Below are 16,845 nucleotides of genomic sequence, written 5' to 3'. Positions count from 1 at the left end.
ACCATCGACTGCGGGTAGCGCTGCTGATATCCGCGCCTTTCAATGACAGCAAACCAATGACGCCATTACACCGCCCGCGAAGCGGAGGCTACTGCGTTTGGTTACGCGCTACTACTGCTCCCGGTACTTAAACCATAGCACAAGCAGCCCCCCGGTGAGCAGCAGGGTGGCGGCGTTGGCCAGGATGACGGGCCAGTCCTTGACCAGCCAGCCGTAGATCAGCCAGAGCAGCACGCCGGTCGAGAACAGCAGCAGCATCGCCAGCGACAGGTCTTTCGACGACTTGGCATGCCAGGTTTTGTAGACCTGGGGCACGTAGGCAATGGTGGTAAGCGTAGCCGCAGTAAGGCCGATAACCGACGTCAGAGAAAAATCCATTGAAACAAAATAAAGCTGCCGAAAGAGAGGCCGTCAAAGATGGAGCTTGCAACGGCCGGTTCGGCGGTCGGACTACACTTTTACCGCCTTGCCTTTGCGGGCGGCTTCGTAAATGGCCATAATGTAGCGGACGTCCTTCAGACCTTCCTCCCCGGGCGTTTTGGGCGTTTTATTGTCGCGTACGCACTCGGCCAGGTGGTCGAGCTGGGCGGCAAACTGGTTGCCTTCCTGCAGCTTGGGCTCCCGCTTCCCTTCCTTGTCCCCGATCTTCAGGTTGTGCTCGTAGTAGTCGGAGAGCGGGTCGAGGTCAAGCCAGGCTTTGTCGCCGAAGGCCCGGCCCCGCTTTACCTCGGCGTAGCTGTACGACGATGTGCAGGAAGCCAGCACCCCGCTCGGAAAGCGCAGCGTGAAGTGAATGTTGTCTTCCACTTCCTTGAACCGGGGGTCGGATTTGTCGCTGAACTCCTGCGCCGTGACTTCCTCGGGCTCTTCGCCGGTAAGGTAGCGGGCCGCGTTCAGGGCGTAGATGCCGATGTCCATCAAGGAGCCCCCGCCGGCCAGCTTTTTATCGACCCGCCACACGTCGGCCTTTTCTTCGGTGGGCTTCACGGGCCGGCCGTGGTCGGAGGTAATGGCCCGGAGCTTGCCCAGCTCGCCCTTGCGGATGCGCTCGACGGCGTCGAGGTTGAACGGCTCGTAGTGGGCGCGGTAGGCAATCATCAGCTTCTTGCCGGCCTTGTTGCAGGCGTCAATCATCTTCTGGCAGTCTTCCACCGACGTGGCCATGGGCTTTTCGCAGAGCACGTGCTTGCCGGCCCGGGCGGCCCGGATGGTGTACTCGGCGTGCAGGCCGTTGGGCAGGATGATGTAAACGATGTCAACCTCCGGGTTGTCCTTGATGGAGTCGAAGTTCTCGTAGCTGTACACGCTCTTTTCAGCCACGCCGTACTCCCGGGCCAGCTTTCTGGCTTTTTCGGGCGAGCCGCTGACCAGCGCCGTGATGCGGGCATGCTGGCAGTCTTTGAAGTTGGGCATGATCTGCTGGGTGGCAAACTTGCCCAGGCCCACGATGGCGTAGCCGAGCTTGGCGGAATCAGTCGTTTTCATAGGGTCGGGTTCGGATTGAGGGAGGGCCGCGGCCGCGCCGGCCACGGCGGCCAGCGCCGCTCCCAGGCTGAGCTGAGCCAGGAAGCGCCGCCGGGAATCGAGAGAAGTAGAAGTGTCAGCCATATCGGAAAGCTGAACGGGCAAGGCCAGCCGGGCGTTGCGAAGCATCAAAAAAGCGCCCGGGACCTGTGCCCGGGCGCTTTTAAGTATGACGTATTTCTCAGTTAGTCCTGGCCGTCATCGTCGGAAGCGGGGCCGGTGCTGCGGTTAGCTGGTTCGTTGGTGGCCCAGTTGCGGGTACCGCTGCCGTAGCGCGGGTCATCGGCTTCGAAGGCCGCGCGGGCATTTTCCTCGCTCTCGTCCTGGGCCATGCGCACCGCGCCGGGAGCCAGGTTCTGGGGCGAGGCTCCCCGCTGGCCGGGAGCCGGCGTCGTCGGCGCACCCGGGGCGGAGGTGATGCTGTTGGTAGCGCCAAGTGGAGCCTCCGCCTCGCTGGCCCACGCAGCGCCGGTCTGGGCCTGGCCGAACTCATCGTAGTTGGGCGTGGTAGGAGACGTGTTGGGCCGGGCATTCTCACCGGCGGTCTGCCCGGCGCTGCTGGGCGTGGCGTCTTCGCGGGCGAGCTGGCGGCCTACCTTGTGGTTTTCAGCCAGCTGACCCGGGTTGGTGCTGGAGTTTTCGTCGTTGCGGCTTTGGTTCTGGTCGTTCATGGCAGTAGCGGTTGAGAAGTGGATGGGAACGGGAGGGCAGAGGTTGTACGCGGGAATCAGGGGAAATGGCTAACCGTAGTTCCGCGACCCGACGGATCGGCAAGGAGCAATCCGGCCGGCTGGCCGTCAAATCCAGCACCTGCGGACACCACTTTCGGCGGATGTACGTAAGCCGTCGGGTTGCCTGTAGTTGGGCATGACTTCCCGTATTCCTTTTTAGCTGATATGAAAATCAACGTCGAGCACATTCAAAGCGAGCAGACCTTTAAGGTCAACGTCACCGGCGACGAAGCCGAGCTCACCTACAGCCGCCCCGAAAAAGATCTGGTTGACTTCGAGCATACGTTTGTGCCGGAGCCGATGCGCGGGCAGGGCATAGCCGAAGAAATGGCCCGGCACGCCCTGGATTTTGCCCGGCAGGAAAAGCTGCGGGTGCTTACGTCCTGCCGGTTTATGGCCGGCTTCGTGAAGCGCCACCACGCCGATTATGCGGACCTGCTGGCGTAGCGGCGCTTCGGAAAAACCCGGCAGTTAGCGGTTCTCGCGGTTGTTGTCCTCGAGTCCGGCCGATTGCGCAATGATGGGGGTGGTGCGGCCCTGACCGGAAGCACCGTCGGTTTTGTCGGCGCCTACATCGTCGAGCAGCTGGCCGTGGGTTTCGCGGTCGAGCTGCGATTCTCCGTCGTTGGCCAGGTTTGTGGTGGCCGGGGGCGTGTCGTTCGGCTTGGTGGGGTTGCGGGGCTGCTGCTCCTGCATTTCCGGCAGCGTGTACAGGTTTTCGCCCGGGCGGTGCTCGTCCTCGGTGCCGCGGAACGAGGCGTTCGGGTCAGCGTTGGTAGCGGGCTGGTTCTGGGTGGTGCGGCGCGGGGCCTTTTCGTCGGGGTTCTGGGCTTTGTCTTTCATGGGGTAGAAGTTAGCTTGTCCGGCCCCGGAGGGCCATGTGAGCGTTTCTACGCAAAAAAGCCCGACGGCAACCAGCTCCGGCCCCGAAAATCTTCGCCCGGTGGCCCGGGCTGGGGCTGTCCGGCATCCTGCCCGCACACAAAAAAACCAGCCCGCCCGACGAAATTCCGTTGGGCGGGCTGGTTTCCGGGGCTTTAAGCGGCCGGGCTGGCTTTCCTCCTCCTTCAGGTGGCGGTGCTGTCCGGTCGCTTGACCTGCTTTGGCTAGGGGCGCACGGCTACGCGGCTCGTGTAGCGCACCCCGTCAACCGTCACCCGTACCGAGTACAGGCCGGCCGACAGGTGCTGCAGGCTGACCGTGGCGGCGTCGGCTCCGGTCAGGGGCTGGCTTACTTCCCGGACCTGCTGGCCCAGGGCGTTGAACAGCACGATGCTGGCCTGGTGACGGCCGCTCAGGCCGGGAATGCGCACCTGCACGGCGCCGCTGGCCGGGTTCGGATACACCTCGATGCCGGCACCCAGTGGGGCCGCCTTGGTGGTGCCCGTCGTGTTGCAGGCAGTGCTGGTGTGGCTGCCCACGTTGTTGAACACGTCGGTGCCCACAAACTGCCAGGTGCCGGAGCCCTGGGCCCAGCGGGCCTGGCCTTTGCCCACGTTGGGCTTGCGCACCAGCGTGGCGTTGGTGGTGGTGCCGCCCGTCACGAACCAGCCGCCGGTGGGCTGCTGGCCGATTACGCCGATTACGTCGAGCGTGTCGGTACCGTCAAACAAAGCCAGGGCATCGTCGCCGTTGAAGAACGTGATGTTGGAGGTCAGGTCGGCCTGGGCCAGTACAGCCGCAGCCGAGCCGGCATTGGCAATAACGTACACGTCGCCGGGGGCGATGGTGCCGCTCAGCGCCGCCGTCGAGGTCGGCGTGGTGGCGCCGTTGGCGAACAGGTCAACGCGGATGTTGGTCAGGCTGATAGGGCTGGAAGTCGGGTTATAAATTTCCACCACCTTGGTATTGCCTACGGCGGCCTCCACGTATTCCGAGAAGTACAGGTCCGAGCAGTCGGCGCCTACCGGGGCCTGGTCATCGTTGGTGACGGTGAGGATATGCTCGTTGGGCTGACCGATTACGGCCCCGCCGCCCGAGGGCTGACCCAGGCGCAGGCGGATGGTTTCGTTGGCTTCGGGCTGGGTGTCCCCGTTCACGGTGATGGTAACGACGGCATTCTGGCGGCTTTGCCCGGCCACAAAGCTAAGCGTGGCAGTGCCCAGGGTATAGTCGGCGGCGTCGGCGGTGGTGCCGGTTGCAACGACCGTTACGGGCACGGTGAGGTTGGCCGAGGGGGCCGAGCCGGTCAGGGCCACGTTCACGGAGTAGGTGGTCGTGCCGGTATTGCCCTCGTTGACGGCACCCGTGGCCGTAGCGAAGTTGATGGTCGGGGCGGGGCCGTCGTCGTTGGTGATGGTAAGCGTATGGACGGCCGGCCCGCCGATGCTGCCCCCGGTGGAGGCGTTCTGAAGCGTCAGCAGCACGGTCTCATCGGCTTCCGGCGTTGCGTCACCAATAACCGTTACGGTTACCGTCTGGGAAGTCTGACCGGCGGCAAATGTCAGCGTCTGGGTGCTGAAGGTGTAGTCGGATGGGCTGGAGGCAGTGGAGTTGGCCACGTCGGCCGCTACCTGCACCGTAAGCGGGGAGGTAGGAGCCGGGGTTACGTTGATGGTCGCCGTGTACGTGAACGTGGCGTTGTTGCCTTCGTTGATCGAGCCGGTGGCGCTGGCAAACGAGAAGGTCGGCTGCACCACGAAGCCCCAGGCGCGGGCCACGAGGTCCGGATATTCGATGTAGGGGTTGTAGTTGCCCTGGCTTTTGGCCACGCGGCGGTTGCGCTCCCGCTCCCGGGCGTCGACCGGGTCGGCCAGGTGCCACTGGTAGAGCGTGTTCAGGTTTGCCAGGGCCGTGATGACGTCCTTGCCGGGGTCAAAGGTCTGGCCCTGGTGCATGGTGTAGAAGTAGAAGGCGCACCGGGCTACGTTGCCCTTGTGGTCTTCGCGGGGCTCAAACAGGGAGTTGGTGTCTTCGCTGTACTCCTCGATGTTGCTCGTCGGGATGGTTGCCTGCGCGGTCAGGTTGCGGATCCACTTGGTGGTCTGGGCATCGGGGATTTCGGCGAACGGGTCGGAGCCCCGGTCCGAGTTCCAGGTGTCGTAGGTCGGAAACAGGTGGTGCATGTCGGAGCGCATGCGCGTCACCTCGTTAAACCACGACTGCGGAATGGTATGCTCGCAGTTGATGCGGTTTACGCCCCCGGTGCTGGTGCTGCTCGAGTCGAGCCGCACGGTTTCCTGATAGCCTGAGTACACGCAGGTAACCTTGCCCTGGTAGTTGTCGGCGTAGTTGTACATCTTGCCGCGGGCGTCGTTGTAGCTGAGCACGACGCGCTTGCCGTCGTACCAGTTCTGGCGCAGCCAGTCTTTCAGCGGCTGCCCCTGCAGGTTGGCCGGGGCCGCCGGGGGGCGTACCTGCGCCTGCGCGACGCTGCTGATACCTAACATGACGGCGAGCGTCCAGGCGAAAAAGTGTTTCATATAGGTGAATTGGTGGGAACCAGAGAAAAACGGTATCAAATATCGGCAAATTCCGCCGAACTGCGGCGGCTAACCCAGGCTTAACCATTTGTTTATCTCCGGCCGGACGCAAAAACGCCCGACTCAGAAAAGCCGGGCGTTTTCAAAAGCTGCCGAATGGGGCAGGTCGTAGGCAGGGCGGGCACTCAGCCGACGGTCATGGTGTGTCTATGGCAGTCGGCCCAGGCCTTACTTGGCGGGCATCAGGACGGTGTCGATGACGTGGGTTACGCCGTTGCTCGAAATCACGTTCGGGATGGTGACCGTGCTCATGCCGCCCTTGGCGTCGCGCAGCATCAACGAGTTGCCTTTCTTCACCACGGTCAGGGTTTCGCCCTGCACGGTGGTCAGCGTCTGACCGTTCTTCAGGTCCTTGGCCGTAAGGCGGCCGGCTACTACGTGGTAGGTCAGGATCTTGGTGAGGGTAGCCTTGTTCTCGGGCATCACCAGCGTGTTCACGGTGCCGGCGGGCAGCTTGTCGAACGCCGAGTTAGCGGGAGCAAATACGGTGAAAGGACCCGCGCCCTTCAGCGTTTCCACCAGACCGGCGGCTTTCACGGCGGCTACCAGCGTGGTGTGGTCCGACGACATCACGGCGTTGTCCACGATATCCTTGTTGGGCACCATCATGGCACCGCCCACCATTACACCGGCCGAGCTGCCGTTGCTGGCGTTGCTCTTGCCCTGGCCCATGTCGGATTTAGACTTGGACTTCATTTTTTGTGCTTGCGTGGAAGATGCAGCGCCCAGGGTGAGGGCAATGGCCAGGGCGGTTACGGAGAGCAGGTTCTTAGTCATGAGAAAGAGGTTTGGGAGGGGAATAAATTGAATGATGCCCGACTTACGCCACGGTTCAGCTACCGGATTTTACCGGCTGCTATATTTTTTCCAGCACGAGCGGGAATAGTGCCCGCGGTGACCGGATGCCTGGCAAGTTGTTAGTGCTTTCTACCCGGGGCGGGCGGCCGGCGTTCAGAGCTGTAGCTCCGCGTCGTCCCCGCCGGGAAAGCCCACGCAGGTCAGCACCAGCCCCTGGGCTACTTCGCGTTCGGTCAGCACCTCGTTGGTCGACATCCACACCGTGCCGCGCACGCACCGGGCCACGCAGCTGCCACAGATGCCGGTGCGGCAGCTGTAGGGCAGCGTCAGTCCGTGTTGTTCGGCCGCCGCCAGAATCGAGGTCGGGTACTGCACCGTTAATGCATAGCGGGCGGTTCCCAGCCGAAGGCCCACGGTATGGGGGGCGGTATCCGGGGGCACCGACCGGGGCGGCTGCACGGTGGCTGGATTGAAGTTTTCCCGCCGGATGTTGGCCAGCGGCACCTGCAGCTCCCGCAGTCCATACAGGCACATGCGCATGTAGTCGAGCGGGCCGCACACGTAGGCCAGGGTTTCGGCAAGCGGGGCCCGGCTGTGCTGCCGCACCAGCTGCTTAAGTCGGTCTTTGTAAAGGCGGGCGCGGGCCAGCTCGGGGTGGTTGCTGAACAGAAACTCAACGTGCAGGCGCTCCGGAAAGCGCGCCCGCAGGTTGGTCAGCTCCCGGTAGAATATGGTTTCCTCAGGGCTGCGGTTGCTGTACACCAGCACGGCCCGCAGCGGCGACCGGGCATACAGCACCTCCTTCAGCAGGGAATAGATGGGCGTGATGCCGCTGCCCGCCGCAAAGAAAAATACCTCCTGGTAGGGCGTGGCGGCGTCGGGCAAGGTGAAAAAGCCCCCGGCTCCGATGGTCATCAGCGCGTCGCCGGGGCGGATGATATCGGTCAGGTAACGGGAGAAAGCACCATTAGGAATCCGCCGGAGGGTGATGGCCAGCTGCTCATTCACCGCAGGAGCCGACGACAGGGAGTAGGAGCGGCGCAAAGCCGGGTTCTGCGGGTGCAGCAGCGTCAGGTACTGCCCCGCCTGGTACGGCAGGGGCGGACCGTCGAAGACAAGCGTCTGCACCCCCGGCGTTTCCTCCCGGATGGCCCCGACGATGAGCGTGTGGTACATAGGCGGCGGTAAAGGCTCTGCTAAATAACGTGATTCAGCCGGCGCCCTTCCCGCCCGCCGTAAATAAGTAAAGAAGGGGTGTGAAGGTCAGTTGGTTAGAGTGCAGTATGAATGGGGCGAAGTGTTTGACGCCGGCTGAATTGCCAGCCCCGGGTGAAAGCGGGCCGGAATTTGCGGCTTCCGAATGGACTGGCGAAGAGCAGATGTGTAGCTTTAGCCGGTTGTGAGCCACCGGGCTTGCACGCTGTCTTTCTATTCTAGTCCGGTTCATGAACCAGCCTTCTGCGCCCGCCAGCTTTCTGCACATCACCTACCGGCCCGACAATCGGCTGCTGGTGGGCCGGTGGCTGCGTTCCGTGTCGGACCCGGAGATGCAGGACGGCTACGATGCCCTGCGCCAGGCAGCTATGGAACACGGCTGCCGGCACTGGCTGATTGACTCCCGCCGCCGTACCGACCGGAGCCTGAACGGGCCCGAGTGGGTGGTCAGCCGGTTTCTGCCGGCGTTGCAGCGGGAGCTGAGCGGCTCTCTGTACGTGTCGTTTCTGGTGCTGCCCGACCACTTACACGCGGTGGCTCAGCAACCCGAAAGTCAGCCGCCGGCCGGAGAGTCGTCGTTTCAGTTTGCCCGCTTTATCGACGAAGGCGAAGCCAATGCCTGGCTGGCCCAGCGTCGCGACGACCCATAGCCTTCGTTGATCAAAAGGAAAAAGCCAGGGAAGAGGTCAGGTTAGGGTAGTTCCGGCCCGGCCCGCTGTGCTGGGGAAAAACAAGGGCTTCAGCGCGTAGGATCCGGCCCTCTACCCGGGCCAGCACCCGGGGCGTAGGCGCGTAGTCCAGGTTGAGCGATGCGCCCACCAGCGCTGCTACCGGAGCGGAACCGGCGGGCAGGGCCGCATTGATAATAACACCGCGCTCGGCCTGGTAATACTCGGCCCGGGCGGCAAAGGCCCACGCTTTCGTGAAAGCGTAGCGCCCAAGCAGCGCTCCGGTATGCCAGACATCCCCCCGGCCGACGGCGCACTGCTGCCAGCCTACGTCGAACACCAGCGCCAGGCTAAGCTGGTCGGTAGGGGAGTAGCGCGCGTGGAAGTCGTGAAAATAGCGCCGGCGCGTGGGCGCATCCACTGGCGCCTCGTTGCCCACGAAGGTGCTGGAGTTAAGTCGCCATCTGGGAGCCGGCGTCCACTGCACCTGCGTGCCCAAGGCCTTCCCCTGGTTGGTTTCCCGGATGTTCTGCCAGCCGTTTAAAACCAGCCCGGTCACGGTTAGTCGGGGGCTTATTTCGTAGGCCAGGCGCACACCCGCTTCATAGTAAGGCGAGTTTTCAGCCATCAGCGACGGGCTCAGCGTCCAGTTCTCCTGGCTGATGGCCGACTCAAAGCCGATGTGGGAAGCAAAAATACCGGCGTCGAGCCAGGCCCGGCGGAAGGGCCGGAAGCCCGCGTAAGCTTCGTAGAGCAGGCGTACCGCGGGGTCTTCCGCTGCGTAGTTCGCGCTCACGTAGGTGCCGGCTTGCAGGCCAACAGCTCCGCGGACCCGCTCATCCTGGTACCGTAGCCCGGCTACCGCGTGGTTTATGGCAAACTCGTTCTGCCGGTTGTGGGAATACAGAAAGGCTGGCCGGTCCTGCCCCGGGGCGCGGTTGAAGTCGAACCCGTAGTAGGCGTCTACCGCCCCGTACAGCGCCAGCGGGTTCGGGGGCGTGGTGGCTGTGTCCGGAGCCAGCGGCTGCTGAGCGGCACCAGCCGAGCTAAGTAATACCAGGGCACCGATCAGCCTTTTCTTCATGCAGGAAAAGTAGCTGGTTAATCAGACTAATGGCTGAATCAGGGTGGCTTTACCTAGCCGGACGTATCGGCACAGACTGCTTTCTGCGGGAAGAGCTTGGCTGAGCCCCCGCTACTACCAAGTCGCTACTGCCCGCCAGGGTCAGTCCGGCTCAAATCTCGCAGCCCGGCAAGCGGCGGTGCGCACGATCCTCTCACTGGGCGATGGCAATGCTTAGTTACTACCTTGATCGGTCTCGCCCTCGCCGGCTTTTTGGTCGTCGTTGCGGATGCTGCGCTTGGGACGGCTGGGCTTGTTTTCCACCTTGCCAAAACGATAGGCCACGGCCACCCGCACGCCGCGGTTGTACACGTAGGTGGTGTTAGCTGACATGGACTGGCCGTTTTCAAAAGTATTGGCGAGCCGAACGTAGCGGTTCAGGAGGTTGTCAGCATTCATGGTCAGGTCGCCTTTGCCCTTCCACAGATCTTTGCGGAGGCTCAGCGAGTACGTCTGCCAGGGCGAGTTGCGGCCCTGCAGCTGGATGCGAGGGGAGTTGACCATGGCAAACACGCGGGCACTAAACCCCCTGCCCAGCTGGTAGCCTGTGTTGAGGTTGGCCGAGTACACCATGCCACGGTTGCTGGTGTTCAGCACTGGGCTGCTGAGGTAGACGTAGTAAGCACTGAGATTGCCGCTGATGTTCCACTTGGGCAGGTGCTTGGCCGAGGCGAACAGGTTCAGGCCGTAGGTCTGGTTGCGGGCCACGTTGCCAAAAGTGGAGAGCACCCGGCCGGATTTGTCGGTGGTATATACCTGCTCGATAGCGTTGTTGGTCAGCCTTGCGTACCCCGATACGTTGATACTAGCGCCCTTGACGAAAGTGCTCCAGTTCAGTTCGTAGTTATCCGTGAACTCGGCGTCCAGCCTGGGATTGCCCTGCTGAATGCTGCGCGGGTCCGACTCGTTGCGGTACGGGTTAAGGTAGAAGATGCTGGGGCGCTGGATGCGGCGCGAGTACGTCGCCCGCAGTGAGGAGCCCGGCTGCCTGAGCGTGCGCGTGAGGGCCAGGTTAGGCAGCACGTTGCTGTAGCCCACTCGGAACTCGCTTTCCTGGTTCTGGAAGTTGCCACGCAGGTCGGTGCGCTCTACGCGGGCACCTAAGCGCGCACTGTATTTCTTGCCCAGGCTGGTGCCGTACGTGGCGTAGCCGGCCAACACGTCCTGGTCGTAATCGAACTTGTTGGTCAGACCGGGCTCGAGGCCGTAGGCACCGGTACCCAGGTTGGTACGGAACACCTCGTAGTCGCTGAACACCAGGCGCTGAATCATCTTGGCACCCACTTCTACGGTCTGCTTTTCTCCCAGCGGGTGCACGTAGTCGGTTTGCAGGGTCGTTTCGAGGTTGCGGGCCAGGCTAGGGCTTTGCTCGCGGTACTGAGGGTTGTTGAAGTCGGGGTTTTGGAGGGGGAACTGCGTCACGTCGTATTCGGCGTGCCGGCGGTTGCGGCTATGCTGGGCCAGTACGGTCCACTCGCGGCGGCTTTTGGCGCCGAAGCTGCGCGTATAGGCACCCATCAGGTCGTAGGTGCGCACGGCATTACTTACTACCTGCTCGCGGGTGTAGTTACCAAACAGCGGGTGGGCAGTTGTTGGCTGCCCCTGGTCCAGGGTGTAACGGTTGTGGACGTCGATGTCAAAGCGGTTGGTGAGCAGGGCCGAGCTGAAAGTCAGGCTAAGGGCGTGGTTGGGAGCGGGCTCGTATTCCAGGCCAATACGCCCCTGGCTGCCGATGCCCATTCCCCGGGCATCGTTGCGCTGAAACAGGCGGCCCGTTGTGCGCAGCGACTGTCCGTTCACCACCGTGAGCACGTCGCGGTCCACCCGACTCGCTTCCAGGGCCCGGGGGGCGTAGAAAGCCCCACCATTCAGTGCGGCGTTCAGGCCCAGCCTGCCTCTGCGGACGTTCAGGGTTACGTTGGCGTTGGAGTTGCGGGTGCCCAGGGCCAGGCCGGCGCTGCCATTCACCCCCTGCAGGTTGTTTTCCTTCAGCACAATGTTGATAATGCCGGCCGAGCCTTCACCGTCGTACCTGGCGGAGGGCGAGGTGATTACTTCTACGCTCTTGATCTGGTCGGCGGGCAGCTGCTTAAGGGCTGTGGCCACGTCGCCCGCCACTACGGCCGAGGGCTTGCCGTTGATGAGGATGGTCACGTTGCCCGAGCCGCGCAGCTGCAGGTTGCCGTCGGGGTCCACGCTTACCATGGGGGCTTTGCGCAGCACGTCGGCCGCGGTGCCGCCTTGGTTGCTGGCGTCCTGGGCGGCGTTGTACACCAGGCGGTCAGGCTTGCTTTCCACCATGGGCCGCTCGCCGGTCACCGTTACTTCGTTCAGCTTCTGGGCGGTTGCCTTCAGCTCTACGCTGCCCAGGTCTACCAGCATTTGGCTGTCCGCCAGCGTTACCACCGGCTGCGTCACGGTGCTGTAGCCGAGGAAGCTGAACTGCAGCCGGTACGCGCCCGGGGCCAGGCCCTTGAGGGTAAAGCGGCCTTTGCCGTCGGCCACGGTGCCGTCTACCGGCTTCTCGCCACTGGCCGGCAGCAGGGCCACGGTGGCAAACTCCACCGGCTTTTTGGTGGCGCCGTCCAGCACCACGCCGCTAATGCGGCCGTTGCCCCGCGGCGCTGGAAGCGTGTTCAGCACCGGCGGCACGGCAGCTCCGCCCGTTGCGCCGGTCGGACTACCAGCAGGGCCGCCTGCCGGCCTGGACGCCGGGGCGGCCGGTGCCTGGGCCGCTGCTTCAGTCGTGAGAATAGCGGCCAGCGCTAGTAGCGGCAGAAAGTGAGCGTTCCTTGCTTTTTTGCTACCGGCGGTCAGGACGTGGGCCAGGGGCTGAGCAGAGAAGATTTTCATAAAGGCCAGCGGGAAAGGTGGGAACTGTGCCAAACCTATTCGCTCACTTGCCCTGTCGCCAGCATTAGCTAATGAACGGCGCTATTTCCTTACCAAAGGCTCCCGGCCACGTCCCCGAGATCGGGCTTGTCGGTTTCAACAATCCTTTTCCCGGTCCTGCCAAGCCCGGCGCCTGGCTAAGCCGACGCCGGGCTTGCACCTGCCGCGTTTAGCCCAGCACCTGTTTTAATTCCTTATACCGTTCACGTCCGACCGGCAGCAGGGTGCCGTTGCGAAGTTCCAGCTCGTACTTGCTGGAGCCGTGGCTGAGCAGCTTTCGCACGTCCACCAGCCGCACGATGTAGGACTTGTGCACGCGCTGGAAATCCGGTGGCAATACCTCCTGGAGGCGTTGCAGCGACTTGTCGTGCAGCTCCACGCTGCCGTTGCGCAGGTGCAGCTCGGAATAGATACCGGCTCCCTTGATGAAGAGGACCTCGCCGATGTCAAGCAGCCGGATGGCCTGGCGGCGGCGTAGGGCCAGGTATTTGAGCGGCGCAGCGGCGCGGAGCTCGCGGTGGCCGAAGCGGGCCAGGGCCTTTTGCAGCCGCTCCGCCGTCACGGGCTTGCCCACGAAGTCCAGCACGCCATAGTCGAAGGCCTCGATGGCCCGCTGCTGGTTGGCCGAAACGACAATCGTATGAAAGGAGCCGGCCACGGCCTGTTGCAGCAAGTTAAAGCCGTCCTGCCCGTTCAGGTTCAGGTCGAGCAGCAGCAGGTCAATGGGCGTATCCTGCAGAAAGAACTGGGCGCTGTCAAGCGAATGCTGCACGGCCACGCTACTAAGCCGCTCGCCCAGAACCTCGCGCAGCAAGCGTACGATGCGGCTCGCCACCAAGGCTTCGTCTTCGACAATGAGCACACGCATGGCGCTAGCGTGAGGGTTCCAGTAAGTCGATTTCCACGGCCCAGCCGCCATTCACCGGGGCGGAGCGCAGGTGCCACGCCCCGGGGAAGGATTCTTCCAGGCGCATCTTAACGTAGCGCGAGCCGGTGCCCTCCACCACGGGCCGGCTGCAGGCGGCCGCGTCGCTGTCGTTGAAGAGGCGGTAGCGCACCCCGCGGACCAGGGGCTCTTTGGTCAGCACAAAGCGACCTGTGCCGCGCTGTGCATAGCCGTGCGTCAGGCCGTTTTCGATAAGTGTTTGGAAGGTAGCGGGCGGCACCTGCTCGGTGCCGAGCAGGCCGCGGGTTTCGAGCACAAATTCTGATTGCCGGCGGAAGCCCATAATCCGGAGGTGAGTGCGGCAGATTTGCAGCTCTTCTTCGATGGAAATAAGTTTTTCCTCGGCGATACTCGACACCAACTCAAATTCGGCGGCCAGCGCGTCGATAAGTTGATTGGCCTGCTTGGGGTTTTCCTCAATCAGCTCCTGCAGGGACATGAGCGTGTTAAATAGAAAATGCGGCTGGATGTTCTTGCGCAGCAGCTCGTTTTCCAGACGCACCGAGCGCAGCTGCGCCTCCTGCTGCTCCCGGTACCGCTGCACCAGCTGCCGCCCGATGGAAATTGCCATGATGCCAATGAAGCATACAATGCCCCAGTAGTAGGCCAGCGGCAGCAGCCTCAGGTAGCCCATGAAAGTCAGTCCGGCCATGGCTACGATGCCAGCCAAGGCCCAGCCGCTGGCTTCGGGCCGCAGCCGCACGGCCACCAGCCCGGCCGCCACCAACACCACCGTAAAAACGACGAAGTGGGGGTTCACGGGCAACCACCCGTACGCCGCGACCGAAAACGCCAGGGTCCCGGCTAGCCACCAGCGTCCCTGCGGCAGGCGAAACTCCAGCACCAGATATGTCAGCAGGCAGAGGTTGTTGGCCAGCAGGGCCAGATACGAGACGTCGTGAACGAACAGGAAATATTCGGCCGGGCTGGCGTCGCGCGCTGCACCCAGCAAGCCGGCGTAGATTATCAGGGCGTGTAAGCCACAGTAGACAATCAGCGACAAGTAGGACCGCTGGCGCGCGAAACCGACGTACAACAGCCCGCAGAACAGGGCCGAAGCTACCAGCATCCCGATGATGAGCATCGCGGAAGAACCCGCCGCTTGCTGCTGGGCCAGGTGGAGCGCCCCGGTAGTGAGGACAGCAGTTGGCTGCCAGGGCCGTTCGGCAAACTGTTCGTTGGACACGCGCACGAGCAAGGTGTGCGTGCCGGCTTGTGCTCGCGCCGGGGAGAGCGCCAGCTGCTGGTGCCAGCTCCCGGGCTGCTCTCCCTGAGGCCCGAGCCAGCCGTTACGGTTAAGTAACTCGCCGTCCCAGTACACCTCCGAGGCCGTGCTCCAACCCCGCAGCACCAGCATCGCATGGGAGCGGCGATGGGATTCGGAGATGGTCACCCGGGTGCGCAGCCACATCTGCCGGGCCGGGCTGCGCTGATCGTCAAGTACGGTGATGCACCACGACGCAGGTCGCCACCCGCTCGTGTCATTGGGCAGCCCGAACGCGGTTGTGCCAGCCGGCTTCCACCACCAGTCCGTCAGCCTTTGCGAAATAGGGGTAAATGCCTGGGCGTGCGCTGCCTGACCTACGGTCAGGCTCAAAAGCAGCAACCCCAAAAAAAGGTGTAATCGTCTCACCGGCGCTGGAGCGTTGAAGAGGCCTAAAAGGTAAATTTACTTGGCACATCTACTCCCCCTTACGCTCCGCTGGTCCGGAACCCTGAGCATGTGCAGGCAAGCATAGGTTGTATAAGGAGCCAACCGGATTGCCTTTTAGAAAAGAGCTGGTCGTATTCCGAAGAAGACAGCCGAAAGGACCGGCTGCATTAAGACAGTTTAAGCAGTGGAGCACACTTGAAGACGGCTAAGTGAGGCGTGCTTGGTGTAAGCACCACCGTATTGGCCTCGGCCCAGCGGCGCTACTCCACTACCAGGCGGCACATCTGAGTGCCGCTGCGCACCAGGTACACGCCCGGGGCCAGCCCTGCGGGCAGCACAAGGTCCGCCGTACCGCCCGCATCGGCAGCAGCTGTGGCTACCGAACGGCCCAGGGCATCTAGTACCGTGACGGCAGCGTGAGGAGCTATACCCGTGAGCCGGGCTGCGCCGCGGGTTGGGTTCGGCGACAGCGTCAACAGCTGAGTGTTGCCCTTGGTCGTGGCCAGGGTCGTCGTCGCTGGCAATCCGGCCAGGAAGTTGCTGCCATTCGTGCCGCTGCCAAAGCTGATGCTGCCGAACGTAGCCGGCGGATTCACGGAGCCCACAACGTACACGCGGCTGCTGCTCACGGTGATGCTCTGGCCCGTATCTGCGCCCGGGCCACCGCCGCTGGTAGCCCAGCCATTGGCGAAAGAGCTGGTAGCCGGGGTGCTGCCCGTGCTCGTGTCCACGTACTTGGCCAAGAACACGTCGTTGCTCCCCGCCCCGGGCAGCGCCTGCCCGGCAAAGCTGGCGTTGGCGTTGCTGGTAAAAATGCCCGTCACGTACACGCTCGTGCCGCTCACGGCAATGTCAGAGCCTGCGTCGTTGCCGGTGCTGCCACCGCTGGTAGCCCAGCCATTCGCAAAGGAGCTGGTGGCCGGGGTGCTGCCCGTGCTCGTGTCCACATACTTGGCCAAGAACACGTCGTTGCCCCCGGCCCCGGACAGCGCCTGCCCGGCGATGGCGGCAAAGGTATTGCTGGTAAAAGTGCCGGTCACGTACACGCTCGTGCTGCTTACGGCAATGCTACGGCCCAGGTCGATGCCCGTGCCGCCACCACTGGTAGCCCAGCCATTCGCAAAGGAGCTGGTGGCCGGGGTACTCCCGGTGCTCGTGTCCACATACTTGGCCACGAATGCGTCCTGGCTGCCTTCACCAGCCAGCGCCCGTCCGGCAATGGTGGCAAAAGTGTTGCTGGAGAAGTCCCCCGTCACGTACACGCCCGTGCCGCTCACGGCGATGCCGCGGCCTATGTCGTTACCGGTGCCACCACCGCTGGTGGCCCAGCCATTGGCGAAAGAGCTGGTGGCCGGGGTGCTGCCCGTACTGGTATCTACATACTTGGCTACAAACACATCCTGGCCGCCCTCGCCGGCCAGCGCCTGCCCGGCGATGCTCGCGAAGGTGCTGCTGCTGAAGACGCCGGTCACGAATACACCCGTACCGCTTACGGCGATGTCGAGCCCTACATCGTTGCCCGTGCCGCCGGCGCTGGTAGCCCAGCCGTTGGCGAAGGAGCTGGTGGCTGGGGTGCTGCCCGTACTGGTATCTACATACTTGGCTATGAATGCGTCGTTGCCCCCCGCCCCGGCCAGCGACTGCCCGGCGATTCTGGCGTTAGTGTTGCTGGCAAAGACGCCGGTCACGTACACGTTGGTGCCGCTCACGGCGATGCTCCGGCCATCGTCGTTGCCCGGGCCGCCGCCGCTGGTAGCCCAGGTAAAGTCCTGGGCCGTGGCATCCCACTTGGCCACGAACACATCGGTGCTG

At 63.3% G+C, this 16,845-nt stretch carries 14 protein-coding genes; 2 read left to right on the top strand and 12 right to left on the bottom strand.

Features of this window, described 5'->3' with window-relative positions; all coding sequences use genetic code 11:
* Nucleotides 1–111 precede the first annotated feature (111 nt).
* The 3 genes from LJY25_RS19360 to LJY25_RS19350 all read right to left on the bottom strand — a co-directional run bounded on the left by LJY25_RS19360 (nt 112) and on the right by LJY25_RS19350 (nt 2,195).
* Nucleotides 112–378, bottom strand: coding sequence for a SemiSWEET family sugar transporter (locus LJY25_RS19360; RefSeq protein ID WP_227610136.1), 267 nt, complete (start codon nt 376–378; stop codon nt 112–114).
* A gap of 72 nt (nt 379–450) precedes the next feature.
* A complete protein-coding gene (locus LJY25_RS19355; protein WP_227610135.1) occupies nt 451–1,608 on the bottom strand; it encodes a Gfo/Idh/MocA family protein in 1,158 nt (385 codons plus the stop codon).
* Between the two features lie 101 nt (nt 1,609–1,709).
* Nucleotides 1,710–2,195 carry a hypothetical protein gene (locus tag LJY25_RS19350; RefSeq protein ID WP_227610134.1) on the bottom strand — a complete coding sequence of 162 codons (486 nt, stop codon included), beginning with the start codon at nt 2,193–2,195 and terminating at the stop codon, nt 1,710–1,712.
* Nucleotides 2,196–2,420: 225 nt separating this feature from the next.
* Between LJY25_RS19350 and LJY25_RS19345 the strand changes: the two genes are divergently transcribed.
* On the top strand, nt 2,421–2,702 hold the full coding sequence (locus tag LJY25_RS19345; protein WP_227610133.1) for a GNAT family N-acetyltransferase: 282 nt from the start codon (nt 2,421–2,423) through the stop codon (nt 2,700–2,702).
* Between the two features lie 24 nt (nt 2,703–2,726).
* Here the strand turns inward: LJY25_RS19345 and LJY25_RS19340 are convergent, their stop codons facing one another.
* The 4 genes from LJY25_RS19340 to LJY25_RS19325 form a co-directional block, all read right to left on the bottom strand.
* Nucleotides 2,727–3,098 (bottom strand): hypothetical protein, encoded by a 372-nt coding sequence (locus LJY25_RS19340; protein ID WP_227610132.1) that lies wholly within the window; start codon nt 3,096–3,098, stop codon nt 2,727–2,729.
* A gap of 263 nt (nt 3,099–3,361) precedes the next feature.
* Complete coding sequence (locus LJY25_RS19335; RefSeq protein ID WP_227610131.1) at nt 3,362–5,677, bottom strand: endonuclease; 2,316 nt, start codon at nt 5,675–5,677, stop codon at nt 3,362–3,364.
* 228 nt (nt 5,678–5,905) lie between these two features.
* Nucleotides 5,906–6,409, bottom strand: a complete 504-nt coding sequence (locus tag LJY25_RS19330; protein WP_227610226.1) for a fasciclin domain-containing protein — start codon at nt 6,407–6,409, stop codon at nt 5,906–5,908.
* Between the two features lie 279 nt (nt 6,410–6,688).
* Nucleotides 6,689–7,711 (bottom strand): ferredoxin--NADP reductase, encoded by a 1,023-nt coding sequence (locus LJY25_RS19325; protein WP_227610130.1) that lies wholly within the window; start codon nt 7,709–7,711, stop codon nt 6,689–6,691.
* 269 nt (nt 7,712–7,980) lie between these two features.
* Here LJY25_RS19325 and LJY25_RS19320 point away from each other — a divergent pair, with 269 nt between their 5' ends.
* Complete coding sequence (locus LJY25_RS19320) at nt 7,981–8,400, top strand: hypothetical protein (RefSeq protein WP_227610129.1); 420 nt, start codon at nt 7,981–7,983, stop codon at nt 8,398–8,400.
* A 10-nt stretch (nt 8,401–8,410) separates the two neighbouring features.
* Here LJY25_RS19320 and LJY25_RS19315 read toward each other — a convergent pair whose 3' ends face one another.
* From LJY25_RS19315 to LJY25_RS19295, 5 genes are all read right to left on the bottom strand, one after another.
* Nucleotides 8,411–9,502 carry a porin gene (locus tag LJY25_RS19315; protein ID WP_227610128.1) on the bottom strand — a complete coding sequence of 364 codons (1,092 nt, stop codon included), beginning with the start codon at nt 9,500–9,502 and terminating at the stop codon, nt 8,411–8,413.
* Between the two features lie 213 nt (nt 9,503–9,715).
* Nucleotides 9,716–12,394: a TonB-dependent receptor domain-containing protein gene (locus LJY25_RS19310; RefSeq protein ID WP_227610127.1), complete on the bottom strand. Its 2,679-nt coding sequence runs from the start codon at nt 12,392–12,394 to the stop codon at nt 9,716–9,718.
* A 208-nt stretch (nt 12,395–12,602) separates the two neighbouring features.
* A complete protein-coding gene (locus tag LJY25_RS19305; protein ID WP_227610126.1) occupies nt 12,603–13,301 on the bottom strand; it encodes a LytR/AlgR family response regulator transcription factor in 699 nt (232 codons plus the stop codon).
* Nucleotides 13,302–13,305: 4 nt separating this feature from the next.
* Nucleotides 13,306–14,976: a histidine kinase gene (locus LJY25_RS19300; protein ID WP_227610125.1), complete on the bottom strand. Its 1,671-nt coding sequence runs from the start codon at nt 14,974–14,976 to the stop codon at nt 13,306–13,308.
* Nucleotides 14,977–15,293: 317 nt separating this feature from the next.
* On the bottom strand, nt 15,294–16,845 hold a 1,552-nt coding region (locus tag LJY25_RS19295), incomplete at its 5' end, for a beta strand repeat-containing protein (protein WP_227610124.1).

The organism is Hymenobacter translucens (genome assembly GCF_020685205.1).
Taxonomy (GTDB): domain Bacteria; phylum Bacteroidota; class Bacteroidia; order Cytophagales; family Hymenobacteraceae; genus Hymenobacter; species Hymenobacter translucens.
This window is presented reverse-complemented; position numbering and strand designations above follow the sequence as displayed.

Coding starts and splice junctions, on each gene's coding strand:
- LJY25_RS19345 (WP_227610133.1), top strand. CDS start 2,421: ATGAAAATCAACGTCGAGCACATTCAAAGCGAGCAGACCTTTAAGGTC.
- LJY25_RS19305 (WP_227610126.1), bottom strand. CDS start 13,301: ATGCGTGTGCTCATTGTCGAAGACGAAGCCTTGGTGGCGAGCCGCATC.
- LJY25_RS19360 (WP_227610136.1), bottom strand. CDS start 378: ATGGATTTTTCTCTGACGTCGGTTATCGGCCTTACTGCGGCTACGCTT.
- LJY25_RS19320 (WP_227610129.1), top strand. CDS start 7,981: ATGAACCAGCCTTCTGCGCCCGCCAGCTTTCTGCACATCACCTACCGG.
- LJY25_RS19330 (WP_227610226.1), bottom strand. CDS start 6,409: ATGGGCCAGGGCAAGAGCAACGCCAGCAACGGCAGCTCGGCCGGTGTA.
- LJY25_RS19325 (WP_227610130.1), bottom strand. CDS start 7,711: ATGTACCACACGCTCATCGTCGGGGCCATCCGGGAGGAAACGCCGGGG.
- LJY25_RS19335 (WP_227610131.1), bottom strand. CDS start 5,677: ATGAAACACTTTTTCGCCTGGACGCTCGCCGTCATGTTAGGTATCAGC.
- LJY25_RS19350 (WP_227610134.1), bottom strand. CDS start 2,195: ATGAACGACCAGAACCAAAGCCGCAACGACGAAAACTCCAGCACCAAC.
- LJY25_RS19310 (WP_227610127.1), bottom strand. CDS start 12,394: ATGAAAATCTTCTCTGCTCAGCCCCTGGCCCACGTCCTGACCGCCGGT.
- LJY25_RS19355 (WP_227610135.1), bottom strand. CDS start 1,608: ATGGCTGACACTTCTACTTCTCTCGATTCCCGGCGGCGCTTCCTGGCT.
- LJY25_RS19315 (WP_227610128.1), bottom strand. CDS start 9,502: ATGAAGAAAAGGCTGATCGGTGCCCTGGTATTACTTAGCTCGGCTGGT.
- LJY25_RS19340 (WP_227610132.1), bottom strand. CDS start 3,098: ATGAAAGACAAAGCCCAGAACCCCGACGAAAAGGCCCCGCGCCGCACC.